General features: G+C 64.5%; 13 protein-coding genes. 4 read left to right on the top strand and 9 right to left on the bottom strand.

From position 1 onward, the window contains the following. Positions 1–3 precede the first annotated feature (3 nt). From FJ958_RS14380 to FJ958_RS14370, 3 genes are all read left to right on the top strand, one after another. On the top strand, positions 4–426 hold the full coding sequence (locus FJ958_RS14380) for a DUF4440 domain-containing protein (protein ID WP_140743625.1): 423 nt from the start codon (positions 4–6) through the stop codon (positions 424–426). A gap of 47 nt (positions 427–473) precedes the next feature. Then, positions 474–1,733 carry an ABC transporter substrate-binding protein gene (locus FJ958_RS14375; protein ID WP_140743623.1) on the top strand — a complete coding sequence of 420 codons (1,260 nt, stop codon included), beginning with the start codon at positions 474–476 and terminating at the stop codon, positions 1,731–1,733. A 213-nt stretch (positions 1,734–1,946) separates the two neighbouring features. Beyond that, entirely contained in the window at positions 1,947–3,350 is a 1,404-nt protein-coding gene (locus FJ958_RS14370) for an FAD-binding oxidoreductase (RefSeq protein ID WP_140743622.1), read from the top strand. 15 nt (positions 3,351–3,365) lie between these two features. Here FJ958_RS14370 and FJ958_RS14365 read toward each other — a convergent pair whose 3' ends face one another. The 8 genes from FJ958_RS14365 to FJ958_RS14330 all read right to left on the bottom strand — a co-directional run bounded on the left by FJ958_RS14365 (position 3,366) and on the right by FJ958_RS14330 (position 11,622). Continuing rightward, positions 3,366–4,166, bottom strand: coding sequence for an ABC transporter permease (locus tag FJ958_RS14365; protein WP_140743620.1), 801 nt, complete (start codon positions 4,164–4,166; stop codon positions 3,366–3,368). Next, complete coding sequence (locus FJ958_RS14360) at positions 4,163–5,035, bottom strand: ABC transporter permease (RefSeq protein WP_140743619.1); 873 nt, start codon at positions 5,033–5,035, stop codon at positions 4,163–4,165. Before FJ958_RS14360 ends, FJ958_RS14365 begins: the two co-directional genes overlap by 4 nt. Next, on the bottom strand, positions 5,032–6,135 hold the full coding sequence (locus FJ958_RS14355; protein WP_140743617.1) for an ABC transporter ATP-binding protein: 1,104 nt from the start codon (positions 6,133–6,135) through the stop codon (positions 5,032–5,034). Before FJ958_RS14355 ends, FJ958_RS14360 begins: the two co-directional genes overlap by 4 nt. A 72-nt stretch (positions 6,136–6,207) precedes the next feature. Continuing rightward, a complete protein-coding gene (locus FJ958_RS14350) occupies positions 6,208–7,233 on the bottom strand; it encodes an ABC transporter substrate-binding protein (RefSeq protein WP_140743615.1) in 1,026 nt (341 codons plus the stop codon). Positions 7,234–7,284: 51 nt separating this feature from the next. Further along, on the bottom strand, positions 7,285–8,283 hold the full coding sequence (gene araD1, locus FJ958_RS14345; RefSeq protein ID WP_140743613.1) for an AraD1 family protein: 999 nt from the start codon (positions 8,281–8,283) through the stop codon (positions 7,285–7,287). A 32-nt stretch (positions 8,284–8,315) separates the two neighbouring features. Continuing rightward, positions 8,316–9,095: an SDR family oxidoreductase gene (locus FJ958_RS14340; protein WP_140743611.1), complete on the bottom strand. Its 780-nt coding sequence runs from the start codon at positions 9,093–9,095 to the stop codon at positions 8,316–8,318. Between the two features lie 11 nt (positions 9,096–9,106). Continuing rightward, the gene (locus FJ958_RS14335; protein WP_140743609.1) at positions 9,107–10,834 is read right to left on the bottom strand and encodes an IlvD/Edd family dehydratase; all 1,728 of its coding nucleotides are present in this window, start codon (positions 10,832–10,834) and stop codon (positions 9,107–9,109) included. Beyond that, positions 10,831–11,622 carry a FadR/GntR family transcriptional regulator gene (locus tag FJ958_RS14330; protein ID WP_140743607.1) on the bottom strand — a complete coding sequence of 264 codons (792 nt, stop codon included), beginning with the start codon at positions 11,620–11,622 and terminating at the stop codon, positions 10,831–10,833. Before FJ958_RS14330 ends, FJ958_RS14335 begins: the two co-directional genes overlap by 4 nt. 59 nt (positions 11,623–11,681) lie before the next feature. Between FJ958_RS14330 and FJ958_RS14325 the strand changes: the two genes are divergently transcribed. Next, the gene (locus FJ958_RS14325) at positions 11,682–12,596 is read left to right on the top strand and encodes an aldose 1-epimerase (RefSeq protein WP_140743605.1); all 915 of its coding nucleotides are present in this window, start codon (positions 11,682–11,684) and stop codon (positions 12,594–12,596) included. Positions 12,597–12,623: 27 nt separating this feature from the next. Here FJ958_RS14325 and FJ958_RS14320 read toward each other — a convergent pair whose 3' ends face one another. Continuing rightward, a complete protein-coding gene (locus FJ958_RS14320) occupies positions 12,624–14,069 on the bottom strand; it encodes an aldehyde dehydrogenase (RefSeq protein WP_140743603.1) in 1,446 nt (481 codons plus the stop codon). Positions 14,070–14,089: the final 20 nt, after the last annotated feature.

Raw genomic sequence — 14,089 nt, 5'->3', positions numbered from 1 at the left:
ACCATGGACGCCAAGCTGTTTTCGCAGGCCAGCGCCGAGGTCATCGACCTGCACCGCTTCTTCGTCGATTGGTTCGTCGCCGCGCGCGCCGACAGAGCGGATTTCGGCCGCTTCGAAGCCGTCATGGGCGAAGGCTTGACCATGATCGCACCAGACGGCCAGATCCTCGACCGTGACGCCGTTGTTGACCATGTGCGCTCCAGCCGAGCCACCTGCGACGACGGCTTCGCCATCTCGATCGAGGACATCAAGCCCGGCTGGCAGGGCGGCGATACGATCGTCGTCCTTTATGTCGAGGCGCAGTTGCGCGGCGGCATGCGTAGCCGCCGCCAGTCGAGCGCCGTTTTCACCACCAGTTCATCGGCGCCCAACGGCGTCCAATGGCGGCATCTGCATGAAACCTGGCTGCAGGTGCCGGAACACTGACACTTTCCAGACGTCAAACCAGTTCGTGTAACTCAAGGGGAACAACAATGAGAAAGACGATACTCCAACTCACCACCGCGCTCGCTCTCGTCACGATTGCCAGTGCTGCACAGGCCGCCGACTGCAAGATCACCGTCGGCCTTGTCATGGAACTGACCGGTCCGGCCGGCGAATACGGCCAGGCCGGCGCCAAGTCGGTCGAAATGGCCTTCCGCGACATCAACGAAGCAGGCGGCGTGCGCGGCTGTGACCTTGCGACCGACACGCGCGACAGCCAGAGCCAGGGCAACATCGCCGTCGACGCCGCGACCCAGCTGGTTCAGGTCAAGAAGGTGCCGGTCATCATCGGCGGCATCATCTCCTCGGTGTCGATCCCGATCCTGACCTCGGTCACCGCGCCGGCCAAGATCGTCCAGATCTCGCCGGCTTCGTCCTCGCCGACGCTGACGACGCTCGGCCGCGAGGGCAAGACCAACGGCATCTTCTTCCGCACCATCACCTCGGACGCGCTGCAGGGCGTGGCCGCGGCCAAATACGCCATCGACAGGGGCTTCAAGAAGCTGGCGATCATTCACGTGAACAACGATTTCGGCGTCAACATGGTGGCCGAATTCTCGCGTGCCTATAAAGCGCTCGGCGGCACCATCGTTTCCGACACGCCTTACAATGAGAAGCAGTCGAGCTATGCCTCTGAAGTGACGGCCGCGATGGGAGGCGAGCCGGACGGACTTTATCTGGTCAGCACGCCGGTCGATGGCGCCACCATCGCCCGCACCTGGATCTCGCAAGGCGGCGTACAGAAATTCCTGCTCAATGACGGCATGAACAGCCCTGACTTCATCGAGTCGGTCGGCGCCGACTATCTGAAGAATGCCTACGGCACGTCGTCCGGCACCAACCCGACCGCGTCGACCGAGTATTTCACCAAGAACTACAAGGCGTTCTCCGGCATCGAGCCATCGAACCCGGCGGCCGACCGGTCCTACGATGCCGGCGCCATCGTCGGACTGGCCATCGCCATTGCCGGCTCGGAGGATCCGGCCAAGATCAAGGATGCCATGTACAAGGCGGTCGACCCCGCCGGCACGCCGATCTTCGCCGGCAAGGAGGAGTTCGCCAAGGCACTCGGCCTGATCAAGGACGGCAAGCCGATCCGCTATGAAGGCGTCATCGGCCCTGTCGCCTTCGACAAGTTCGGCGATATCACCGGACCGTTCCGGCTGTGGAAGATTGTCGACGGCAAGGTGACCACCGACGGTGAAATGACCACCGACGACATCAACGCCCTGCAGGCCAAGCTTCAGTAAGCTGGACAGTGCTTCCGGCATCAACCGTGTTTCATCGCGATTGATGCCGGCCTCGCTTGAGGCGGGCCAATATCGCTTGCACGGCACGCGATCGCGAATAGGATCGGCCGGCTGCAATTGAAGGATGGCGAGCGTGTTGGACAAGGATACTCATCGGGCCGTCCGGTCGGTGGATGCAGACGACGCGCTTTGCCGTTCAGGCGCCTGAGTCCGATGTCGCCTGAAACGGAACGACTTTTGTCCGCCCTTGGCGATCGGCTGGGCGCGGGCGGCGTTCTTGCCGGCTCCGACGTGGACCAGCGCTATCGCGAGGATCCCGACGGCAAGCTTGGCGCGCTTCCCGAAGTGGTGTTGCGCCCGCGCGATACCATTGGCGTCGCGGCAGCACTCGCTGGATGCAACGCTCTCGGCCAGGCGGTCGTCGTCCAGGGCGGACGCACCGGGCTGGCCGGCGGCGCACGCGTCCAGCCGGGCGAGATCGTGCTGTCGCTGGAACGCATGACCGGCCTCGCCGCTCCGGACATTCAAGCCGCCAGCATCGTTGCCGAATCGGGCGCGACGCTGCAGTCCGTGCAGGAGGCCGCCGACAGCGCCGGGCTGATGTTCGGCGTCGATATTGGCGCGCGCGGTTCGGCCACGGTCGGCGGCAACATAGCCACCAATGCCGGCGGCATCCGGGTGCTGCGCTACGGCATGTACCGGGCGCAGGTACTAGGGCTTGAGGCCGTGCTCGCCGATGGCAGCGTGCTGACGTCGCTCAAGGGCCTGCCCAAGGATAATTCCGGCTACGACCTCGGCCAGCTCTTCATCGGCGCGGAAGGCACGCTTGGCGTCGTCACCCGCGCCGCGCTCAGGCTGCATCCCAAACCGGTATCCGAGGTGAACGCCTTCTGCGCGCTGCCTTCGCTCGATGCGGCGATTGCACTGCTTGGGCTGCTCCGGCAAAAGCTCGGCCCGCTACTTTCCGCCTATGAGGTCAACTTCGCGCCGCTTTATGACGTCATGGTCGGCAGCATGGCCATGCCGGCACCATTGCCGGCCGGCTCACCCGTCTATGTGCTGGCCGAAATCCAGGGCAGCGAGCCCGAACGCGACGGCGAGCGCTTCGCCGAGGTTCTGATGCAAGCGGTCGAGGACGGCGTGGTCGACGATGTGGTCGTCTCGCAATCGCCGCGCGAATTCCGTGCGCTCTGGGACGTGCGGGAGGACGCCAATCGTGTCCTGTTTTCGATCAAAGGCCTGATCGGCGTCGACATCAGCATCCCGTTGGCGCGCATGGGCGCCTTTCTGCAGGAAGCGGACGCCGCCATCCATGCCGTCGATCCCGGCGCCGACATCTATGTCTTCGGTCATCTCGGCGACGGCAACCTGCACTATCAGGTCCTGACGGCGGATCCGGCGGCGGCATATGGCATCATCTATCGCGGCGTGGCGGCGGCGGGAGGCGGCGTTTCGGCCGAGCATGGCATCGGCCTCGACAAGAAGCAGTGGCTGCATCTGGCGCGCGGCGAGGCCGAAATCGCCACGATGCGGCGGCTGAAGACAGCGCTCGACCCGAAGAACATCCTCAATCCAGGACGTGTCTTCGATCTCAACCCGACGGCCCTGCCTCGATGACAGGTGCTCGATAGCTCAGGTCCGTTCCGTCGCCATCTGCCTGGGGATCAGAAAACGCGCGGCGAGCACGCAGAGCAGCACGGTGAACATCAGGATCAGCGCCACCAGCGCATTGATGTCGGGCGAGAAGCCAAGCCGCATCATCGCCCACAGCCTGACTGGCAGCGTGCTTTGCGTACCGGTGACCAGGATGGTGATCATCGTTTCGTCGAACGACAGGGCGAAGGCCAGGATGGCGCCGCCGACCATCGCGCTCGACAGGTTCGGCAAGATGACGCGCCAAAAAGTCTGCCAGCCGGTGGCGCCGAGATCGTAGGACGCTTCGACCAGCGTGTGGCTCATCGATTGCAGCCGCATCAGCACGGTGCGATAGACGATCGCCAGCACAAAGACGGTATGGCCGATGATGACCGTCAGCAGCGAACGTTCGAGGCCGATCTCGCGGAAGAAGATCAGCAGCGCCAGTCCGCTGATGATCGGCGGCATCAGGAACGGCAGGAAGATGATGAACTGCAGCACCGAACGTCCCGACCGGCGGCCGTGATAGTAGAGCGCCAGCAGCGTCCCGCTGACCACCGAGAGCACGACGGTGCACATGCCGACGATCAGCGTGGTGCGCAGGGCGGCCAGGATATCGTGGTTCGCCGCTAGCGCCCGATAGGTCGACAGGGTTGGCGACGACCAGTCGACATCGCCATGCGAGATCGTGAAGAACGACGACACGATCGGCACGAACAGCGGGCTGTAGAGCAGCACGGCGACCAGCGTCGTGATCGCGGCCAGGAAGAGTGTGGAAAGCCGGGGCAAGGCGCTCATACCGACGTCCCCCGGTTGCGTCCGAACCGTTCGCCGATGAGGATTGCGCAGATCACAACGATCGCAAGCGCCACCGACAGTGCCGCGCCGAACGGCCAGTTATAGGCCGTGCCGAACTGGCTGTAGAGGATGCGGCCGAAGGTGAAGCCGCTGATCCCGCCGACCATCTGCGGCGTGAGGAAATCGCCGATCGCCAGCACGAAGACGAAGCTCGCCGCCGAGGCGACACCGGGCAGGCTGAGCGGCAAGGTGATGCGCAGGAACGTCTGCAAGCCGCTCGCGCCAAGGTCGTCGGAGGCGCGCAGCAATGTCTGAGGGATCCGCTCCAGCGACAGGAAGATGGGCAGGATGGCGAAGGGGATCAAAAGCAGGCTCAGCGTCAAAAGGATGGCGTTCATGTTGAACACGAAAAGCGTCGACGGCTGCTCAAGGATGCCGAGCGCCACCAGTGCCTTGTTGAGGAAGCCGTTGAGGCCGAGGATGCTGCGGATCGCATAGATCTTGATGACGTAGCTCATCAGCAGCGGGACCAGGAGCAGCATCAGCAAGGCATAGCGCCACCGCCCCTTCAGCGTCGTCAGGAAATAGGCGGCGGGATAGGCGAGCAGGATGCAGATGACGGCCACCGACACGCACAGCACGATGGTGTTCCAGAACACCGGCAGAAAGATCGGGTCGGTGAAGAACCTGACATAGTTGCCGAGCGTCGGCGCATGGATGATCGTGCCCTGGTCGACGCTGAAGAAGCTGTAGACCAGGAAGATCGCCAGCGGCACGAGGACAAAGATCACCGGCAGGGCAAAAGCCAGCACCGTCACCAGCAGCGACAGGTGCTGTTCCGAAGGCTGTGTCGAGCCGGCCTTGCTCATGCCAGCACCAGATGGCCTTCATGCGGCGCGAAGGAGAGCGAGACCGTCTCGCCGGATTTCAGCATGCTGCCGTCGATCCGACTTGGCATGCGCAACCGCAGGCGTTGGGCGGCGTTGTCCGCCCCCGCCGTGATCGTTGCGACGGTCGACGAGCCGGCGAAGGCCAGATCGGCGATGGTGCCGGACAAGCGGTTGTCGTTGTCCTTGGCGCCCGCGAGGCGCAAGGCCTCGGGACGGAACGCCGCGAAAGCGCTGGTGCCGTCCGGCGCGGCCTTCAGATGCGGCTGATCGCCGATCGAGCAGACCAGGCGCCCAAGCGCCGTTTCGATCGGCCGCTGGTCGCCTTGGACCGGCCCGAGTTTTCCGGCGACCAGATTGTTCTCGCCGAAGAAGCGCGCCACGAACTCGCAGTTCGGCTTGTAGTAAAGCTCGTGCGGCGTGCCGAGCTGGCGGATATGGCCGGCCTGCATGACGCAGATCCGGTCGGCCATGCCGATGGCTTCCTCCTGGTCATGGGTGACGAACAGGAAGGTGGTCTTGATCTCGCGCTGGATGGATTTCAGGAATTCCTGCATCTGCCGGCGCAGCTCAAGGTCGAGCGCGGCGAGCGGCTCGTCAAGCAGGATCAGGCGCGGCTGGCAGATCAGCGCCCGTGCCAGCGCGACGCGCTGGCGCTGGCCGCCCGAGAGCTGTGCCGGGAAGCGATCGGCGAAGCGCCCGAGCTGCACCAGCTCGAGCGCCTCAGCGACGCGGCGCGCGATCTCCTTGCGCTGGATATGGCGCACCGAAAGCCCATAGCCGACATTGCCGGAAACGGTCATATGCGGGAACAGTGCATAATCCTGGAACACGGTATTGAACGGCCGCCGGTTGATCGGCATGCGGCTGATGTCCTGGCCCTCAAGGCGGATCTCGCCAGTCGTCAGCGGCTCCAGGCCGCCGATCAGCCGCAGGACCGTGGTCTTGCCCGAACCCGACGGTCCAAGAACGGTGAGGAACTCACCGTCCCGGATCGACAGGTGGATGTCATGAAGCACGGGCACCGGGCCGTAGGATTTCGAGACGGACCGCAGCGTCAGCAGGTCGGTGTTCTGGTTCATGAAATGCTCTCGCTTACGCTTCGGCGGTCCGGAACGTCCGAACCGCCAGGGCTTGAAGGTGGGGCAGCGAAATCAGGGCGTTGCCTTGACCTCGTTCCACATGTCCGAACGCCTGAGCGGGTCTTCGACATTGTTGAGCCAGACCAGCTTGTCGTTGCTGCCGGCGCTGCTCGACTCGACCACTGTGTTGCCGAAGCCGGTGCGCTCGGAAAGCCCGCCGCTGACCTTCTTGCTAAGCATGAAGTCGATCCATTTCTCGGCCGCCGCATTGTCGCGGACGCCCTTGGAGATTACCCAATTGTCGAGCCAGGCGAGCGCGCCTTCGCTTGGATTGACGTAGGCGACATGGGCGCCAATCTTCTGCAGCGCCTTGACCTGCTGCTGGCCGTAATTGGCCCAGATCAGCGCAACGTCGTTGTTCTGGTAGATCTGCTGCGCCTCGTCGGCGGTGGTGTAGAAGCTGAGCACATTGCGCTTGAGTTCGACCAGCTTGGCCTTGACCGCCGCCATCTGCTCCGCGCTCAGGTTGAATGGATCCTTGTAGCCGAGCGTCAGCGCGGTGAACGAGAAATTGTGCTCGCCATTGTCGTAGGCGAGGATCTTGCCCCTATAGGCCGGATCCCACAGCACCGACATCGAGGTCGGCGCCGGCTTGACCTTGTCGGTGTCGTAGATCAGGCCGATGGAGTCGAAGCAGAACGGGATGCCGTAGACCTTGCCGTCCTTGGTGACGCCGCTCACCGTGCTCAGGTCACGGAAGCGTGGCAGCACCTCCTTCTGGTTCGGCAGCTTGGTCACATCGATCGGCGAGACGAGATCGGCCTTGATATAGCGCTGCAGCTGGGCAGTGTTGACGGCGAAGACGTCGAAGTCCTGCCCTTCGCTGCCCTTGATCTTGGCCCAGATCTCGTCATCGCTGCCGATGAACACGACATCGACTCCGATGCCGGTGGCGGCGGTGAAGTCCTTGACCCAGTCAGCGTCTGCATAGCCATCCCAGGCCAGCACGCGCAGGTTCGCGGCCAGCGCCGCCGACGTCATGAGGCCGATGCCGAGCCCGACCGTCGCCATCTTCAGAAACAGTCTCTTCAGTCCCATTTTAATCTCCCATTTTCTTTCTGGTGGACCGCGATTTCCGGACTTTCGCCGTCACAGCTTCGTGACGGTGACCAGTCCTTCGTCCGGCACCTTTTCCATCCGGTTGCGCAGTGGCTTGCCGAATGTCGGTGCCTGGATTTCATACTCGTCCCCGGGAGCCGTCTGGACGCCGGAGGCGTAGCTCATCACCGCCGCGCCGAAGAAGTAGGCATGCAGGTCGCCTGGCCGGCGATGCATCGGGTAGCGGAAATGGTAGTGTTCGAGATTGGCGATCGAGTGCGACATGTGTGCCTCGCCCGACAGGAACTCCTGTTCCCAGATGACCGCGCCGTCGCGCGTGATGCGGGAATGGCCGCGCACTTCTTCCGGCAAATTACCGATCAGCAGTTCCGGGCCGATCGAGCAGGAACGGAGCTTGGAATGGGCGAGATAAAGGTAGTTCTCGCCCTCCGTCACGTGGTCGGAATATTCGTTTCCGAGCGCATAGCCGATGCGATAGGGATGGCCGTCCGGTCCGTTGAGATAAAGCCCGACGATCTCGGCTTCCTCGGCTCCGGCCTTCGCGAATGCCGGCATCGGCAGCGGCGCGCCGGGCGGCACGACGCAGGTGCCGACGCCCTTGAAGAACCACTCGGGCTGGATGCCGATCTTGCCGGCACCGGGCTTGCCTCCCTCCAACCCCATGCGAAAGATCTTGAGGGAATCGGATTCCGCGGCACCTTCGCCATGGGTCAGCACATGCATCTGGTTGCGCGCGGCCGCGCTTCCCGTGTGGGTCAGGCCCGTACCTGTGACGAGGAATCGCGCCGGCTCGGCATGATCCACGGGAGCCAGGACGCGACCTCCATTCAACAGTTGGTCATAGTCGACCTGTTCCGCCGTCGTGCGCTCCTCGACGAGCGCAGCAATGGACACGCCACGCGAGATCGCGGCTTCCGCCAGTTCCATGACGGTGGTCGTTCCCTCGAGCGGATGCAGATGGTCGCCATCCTTGGAGACGCGGCCGACGCGCCGGCTTCCATCGGACATTTTGAACTGAACAAGACGCATGAGATTCCCTTCCTCTTTCGGGGCTGTCCGGGTCACACCCAGCCCGCGTCGACGATGAACTGCTGGCTGGTGCACATGCGGCTGTCGTCGGCGGCGAGGAACAGCGCCATGCGCGCGATATCGGAGGGTTGCACCCGGTCGGGCAGGCACTGCCTTTCCGCGATTTGGCGCTCACCAGCCGGGTTCAGCCACAGGCGCATCTGGCGCTCGGTCATCACCCAGCCGGGCACCATGCAGTTGACGCGGATGCGCTCGGGGCCGAGTTCGCGGGCCAGCGCCCGCGTCATGCCGTAGACCGCGGCTTTCGCGGTGACATAGGCCGGGCAATCGGGATCGCCGACCATCCAGGTGATGGAGCCGAAATTGATGATCGAGCCACCACCGTGCGCGCTCATCTGCGGCCTCACCGCCTGGGCCGCGAAGAACTGGTGGCGCAGATTGACCGCCATGCGGTCGTCCCAATAGGCTGGTGTCACGTCCTTGGTCTGGTGGCGGTCGTCATTGCCGGCATTGTTGCACAAGGCCTGGATCGGGCCGTTGTGCTGTGCGGCCTGCGCCGTGGCTGCCTGCAACTCCTCGACGTTGCGCAGGTCGCAGGCAATGAACAGCGGCGCGGCATGCCCCTCGGCCGCGATCGCCTCGACCAGGCGCCGTGAAGGCTCTTCCGCCAAGTCGACGAAGGCGACGCGGCTGCCTTGCGCGCAGAAATGGCGCACCAGGCTTTCGCCGATGCCGCTGCCGCCACCGGTTATGAACACGCTGCGGCCCCTGAGGCTGGGGTAGGTCGCGTAGCCATCGATCTGATCCGTCATCGCGTGCCTCTCTAGTGGGAATGCCGGGGGATGCCGGCGTCACGCCGACCGACGAGGAAGTCGAAGTCGCAGCCCTTGTCGGCTTGCAGCACGCGCTCGACATAGAGGCTCTGATAGCCGCCTTGGGGCGGCACCGGCGCCTTCCAGTCGCGACGGCGGATCGCCAGTTCCTCCTCCGATACCAAGAGCTCCAGGCGGCGGCCGGCGACATCGAGTTCGATGAGATCGCCGTCGCGTACCAGGGCAAGCGCGCCGCCCGCCGCCGCCTCGGGCGCCACATGCAGTACGACGGTTCCGTAGGCGGTGCCGCTCATGCGCGCGTCCGAGATGCGCACCATGTCGGAGACGCCCTGCTTGAGCAGCTTGGCCGGCAGCGGCATATTGCCGACCTCGGCCATTCCGGGATAACCGCGCGGTCCGCAGTTCTTCAGCACCATCACCGATGAGGCGTCGATATCCAGATCCGGATCGTCGATGCGGGCGTAGTAATGTTCGATGTTCTCGAAGACGACCGCCTTGCCGCGATGCTGCATCAGTTCGGGCGTTGCGGCCGACGGCTTGATGACCGCCCCATCGGGCGCCAGATTGCCGCGCAGGATCGAGATGCCGCCTTCCTTGGTCAGCGGCTTACTCAGCGGGCGGATGACTTCGCTGTTGTAGTTGGGGGCGCCATCGATCAATTCACCGATCGTCTTGTCGCTGACGGTCATGGCGTCGCGATGAAGAAGCCCCACTTCATCAAGCGACGCCATGACCGCAGCCAGCCCCCCGGCATAGTAGAAATCTTCCATCAGGAACCGGCCCGACGGCATCAGGTCGACAATGGTCGGAACGTCGCGGCCAAGGCGGTCCCAATCCTCGAGGCCGAGATCGACACCGACCCGGTTGGCGATGGCGATCAGGTGCAGAACCGCATTGGTCGAACCGCCGATGGCGCCGTTGACGCGGATGGCATTCTCGAAGGCTTGCCTGGTGAGGATCTGCGAAATCGTCACGTCGCGGCGGACCAGATCGACGATCTGGCGCCCGGCCAGCTGGGCAAGCACCCCACGGCGCGAATCCACCGCCGGTATCGCGGCATTGTCCGGCATGCCGATGCCGAGCGCCTCCACCATGCTGGCCATGGTCGATGCCGTGCCCATCGTCATACAGCTGCCCGCCGACCGGCTCTGGCCCTGCTCGGCGGCAAGGAAATCGGCGACCTTCATGCGGCCGGCCTTCACGTCCTCGGCGAATTTCCAGACATGGGTGCCCGAGCCGATATCCTGCCCACGGAACTTGCCGTTGAGCATCGGCCCGCCGGAGACCGCGATGGTCGGCAGGTTGCACGAGGCGGCCCCCATCAGCAGCGCTGGCGTGGTCTTGTCGCAGCCGACGAGCAGGATCACGCCATCGATCGGATTGCCGCGGATGGATTCCTCGACATCCATGCTGACCAGGTTGCGAAACAGCATGGCGGTGGGGCGCATATTGCTCTCGCCCAGCGACATCACCGGAAACTCCAGCGGCAGGCCGCCTGCTTCATAGACGCCGCGCTTGACGTGGTCGGCGAGCGCCCGCAGGTGAGCATTGCAGGGGGTCAATTCCGACCAGGTGTTGCAGATGCCTATCACCGGGCGGCCGTCAAAGGCATCGGCGGGTATGCCCTGGTTCTTCATCCAGCTGCGGTGCATGAAGGCGTTCTTGCCTTCGCCGCCGAACCAGGCTTCGGACCGCAGTTTGCGTTTGGTCTCGGTCACGATTGCTGGCCCCGGTCGTTGCGGCGTTTGTTGCGGTTCTCGACGCTGCGGCGCACGTCGTCCTCGGCATTGTCGATGAGCACCAGCAGTGCCTTTTGCGCGCCGAGCGCGTCACCGGCGGCGATCTTCTCGGCCACCTCGCGGTGCAGCGGCAAGGAATGGCGCTGCCCTTCCGGATTGTCGTTGGAGAGCCGAAAGCTCATCACCAAGGCGGTTTCGACCAGCGCCGCCAGCGAGCCGATCAGCTCATTGCCGGTCATGCGCAGAATGGTCTGGTGGAACACCAGGTCTGGCTTGGCGAAGCGGTCGCCGTCGTCGCTCACCGCTTCCATCTCGGCCAGCGCGGCGCGGATTTCAGCGATCTGCGCCGGGGTTGCGCGCTGGGCGGCGAGCGCTGCCGACATCGGCTCGATGGCGCGGCGCAGCTCGAACAGGGCGCGAACGTCCTCGGTGCTGACGTCGCCGGCATAGCGCCACGACAGAACGTCGGGATCGAGGAAGTTCCAGTCGGAGCGGGGACGCACGCGAGTGCCGGTCTTTGGCCGCGATTCGACCAGCCCCTTGCCGGCCAGCACCTTGATCGCCTCACGCAATACCGTGCGGCTGACGCCCAGCATCTCGCTGGAATCGTCGGCATTGGGCAGGGCCTCGCCAGGCAGAAAGTCACCCTGCACGATGCGCAGCCCAATCTGCTCGACGACCGTTGCGTGCAGGGCGGTGGAGCCGCTGGAAACCGCTACCGCGACCCTTGACGTGCGGGCCGTGCTGAAGGATTTTTTATTCTTCATACTATTCATATGATATGTTTTAAAGAGGTCGTGGCGGGAGTCAAGGGAGGGGAATGGCGATGGCAAAGAATTCCACCGGGCGGCACACGGAGCTGGTCTCGATCAGCGACGGCCTGGCGACGGCAGAGATTGCTCCGACCGCCGGCGGCGCGCTGGCGTCGTATCGCTGGTGGCGAAATGGCGCTGCCGTGGATTGGCTACGCCCGGCGGATTCGGCGGCGATCGATCGCCGCGATGCGGGCGCCATGGCCTGCTTTCCGCTCGTGCCCTACTCCAACCGCATAAGGGGCGGCCGCTTCGAATTCGCCGGACGCATCGTTGAGCTGCCGACGGCCCCTGACGATCCGCATTATGAGCATGGCCATGGCTGGCGCAGGCCATGGACGGTCGCGCGGCACGAAGCTGGTGCGGTTGTCTTGCGCTATCGCCACACCGCCGATTCCTGGCCTTGGAGCTATGAGGCCGAGCAGGAAATCGCGCTGACCGATGGCAGGCTTTGCGTGACCGTCGCGGTGCGCAATCTGTCGGATGCACCGATGCCGCTCGGCTTCGGCCTCCATCCCTATTTCCCGTCGACGCCGTGGACGCACATCCAGGCGCCCGTGTCCGGCATGTGGGAGACGGATGCGGAGGTCTTGCCAACGCGCCACGTCCCGCCGCCGGCGGGGGCCGATCCATCCACTGGCTTTGATGTGTCGGAGGTGGACTTCGATACGGTCTTCACCGGATGGACGCGCCGCGCCCGGATCTCCTGGCCGGAGCAGGGACGGCAACTGGACATCGAGGCAGAGGCGCCGCTCGATTTCCTGGTCCTCTATACGCCGCCCGGCGAGCCGTATTTTTGCGCCGAGCCGGTCAGCAACATCACCGATGCCTTCAACCGGCCTGGCGGCGAGGAGACCGGCCGCATCGTGCTGGCGCCCGGCCAGAAGCTATCCGCCAGCGTTCGCTTCACGCCCTCACTGGCTGTTTGACGCTCGGTAGCTCAAAGCGAGGCCGGGTCAGAACGGATAATGCTGGCCCGGATCCTCGATTGTTACCCAGCGCAGGTCGGTGAATTCGGCGATCGAGGCCTTGCCGCCGAAACGGCCATATCCGGAGCCCTTCACGCCGCCGAACGGCATCTGCGCTTCGTCGCCAACGGTTGGGCCATTGATATGGCAGATGCCGGCCTGGATGCGGGCGGCGACCGCCATGGCGCGCCTTATATCGCGGCTGAAGACCGCCGACGACAGGCCGTATTCGGTATCGTTGGCAACGCGCACCGCTTCATCCTCGCCTTTGACGCGGATGACTGGCTTGACCGGCCCAAAGGATTCTTCCGCATAGACGCGCATTGACGCGGTGACATGATCAAGCACCGTCGCTTCCACGACAGTTCCGCTGCGCTTGCCGCCCGCCGCCAGGGAGGCATCCTTGGCGAGCGCGTCGGCGACCAGTTCCTCCATTTTGTCGGCCGCCTGGCTGCTGATCAGGGAGCCCAGGACGACATTGCCGCGCGGATCGCCGGCCGGCAGTTTCGAAGCGCGGGCGGCAAGCTTGGCCACGAACTCGTCGGCGATCTTTTCGTCGACGATCAGCCGTTCGGTCGACATGCAGATCTGGCCCTGGTGCATGAAAGCGCCGAAGGCCGCGGCATTGACCGCGGCATCGATGTCGGCATCGTCGAGCACGATCAGCGGCGCCTTGCCGCCAAGCTCGAGCAGCGCCGGCTTGAGGTGCCGTCCGGCGAGTTCCGCGATGATGCGGCCGACCTTTGTCGAGCCGGTGAAGTTCACGCGCCGGATGGCCGGGTGCGCGACCAGTGTCTCGACGATGGCGGCGGCGTCCTTAGGATCGTTGGTGACCACATTGATGACGCCCTTCGGCAGCCCAGCCTCAACCAGCACCTGGCCGATCAGCCGGTGCGTACCGGGACATAGTTCGGAGGCCTTCAGCACCACCGTATTGCCGCAGGCGATCGGCATCGCCACGGCGCGTGTGCCGAGGATGACCGGCGCGTTCCATGGCGCGATTCCGAGGCACACACCCGCGGGTTGGCGGATTGCCATGGCTAAAGTGCCGGGCTTGTCGGAGGGGATGATCTCGCCGGAGATCTGCGTCGTCATGGCGGCTGCCTCGCGCAGCATGTTGGCGGCCAGCATGACGTTGAAGCCAGCCCAGGGACCTGTCGCGCCGGTCTCTTCCATCATGAGCTTGGTAAATTCGCCGACCTTGGCCGCCATCACATCCGCCGCTTTTGACAGCAAGGCACGGCGCTCCCCGGGGCCGGTCTTCGACCATGCCGGGAAGGCGGCCGCAGCGGCTCCGACGGCTGCGTTGGCATCAGAGACACTGGCCGCGGCGGCGCGCGTCGCCAGTCTGCCGGTGAAGGGATCCAGGCGCTCGTAGGAAGCCGAGCCTGTTGCCGCCCTTTCGTCGCCGTCGATCAGAAGTCCGATATCCATTGTTCTTTCCCTCGCTCTCG

Source organism: Mesorhizobium sp. B2-3-5, assembly GCF_006442395.1.
Taxonomy (GTDB): domain Bacteria; phylum Pseudomonadota; class Alphaproteobacteria; order Rhizobiales; family Rhizobiaceae; genus Mesorhizobium.
This window is presented reverse-complemented; position numbering and strand designations above follow the sequence as displayed.

Excerpts from the sequence above, each read along its gene's own strand:
- FJ958_RS14380 (WP_140743625.1), top strand. The coding sequence starts at position 4 with ATGGACGCCAAGCTGTTTTCGCAGGCCAGCGCCGAGGTCATCGACCTG.
- FJ958_RS14375 (WP_140743623.1), top strand. The coding sequence starts at position 474 with ATGAGAAAGACGATACTCCAACTCACCACCGCGCTCGCTCTCGTCACG.
- FJ958_RS14370 (WP_140743622.1), top strand. The coding sequence starts at position 1,947 with ATGTCGCCTGAAACGGAACGACTTTTGTCCGCCCTTGGCGATCGGCTG.
- FJ958_RS14365 (WP_140743620.1), bottom strand. The coding sequence starts at position 4,166 with ATGAGCGCCTTGCCCCGGCTTTCCACACTCTTCCTGGCCGCGATCACG.
- FJ958_RS14360 (WP_140743619.1), bottom strand. The coding sequence starts at position 5,035 with ATGAGCAAGGCCGGCTCGACACAGCCTTCGGAACAGCACCTGTCGCTG.
- FJ958_RS14355 (WP_140743617.1), bottom strand. The coding sequence starts at position 6,135 with ATGAACCAGAACACCGACCTGCTGACGCTGCGGTCCGTCTCGAAATCC.
- FJ958_RS14350 (WP_140743615.1), bottom strand. The coding sequence starts at position 7,233 with ATGGGACTGAAGAGACTGTTTCTGAAGATGGCGACGGTCGGGCTCGGC.
- araD1 (WP_140743613.1), bottom strand. The coding sequence starts at position 8,283 with ATGCGTCTTGTTCAGTTCAAAATGTCCGATGGAAGCCGGCGCGTCGGC.
- FJ958_RS14340 (WP_140743611.1), bottom strand. The coding sequence starts at position 9,095 with ATGACGGATCAGATCGATGGCTACGCGACCTACCCCAGCCTCAGGGGC.
- FJ958_RS14330 (WP_140743607.1), bottom strand. The coding sequence starts at position 11,622 with ATGAAGAATAAAAAATCCTTCAGCACGGCCCGCACGTCAAGGGTCGCG.
- FJ958_RS14325 (WP_140743605.1), top strand. The coding sequence starts at position 11,682 with ATGGCAAAGAATTCCACCGGGCGGCACACGGAGCTGGTCTCGATCAGC.
- FJ958_RS14320 (WP_140743603.1), bottom strand. The coding sequence starts at position 14,069 with ATGGATATCGGACTTCTGATCGACGGCGACGAAAGGGCGGCAACAGGC.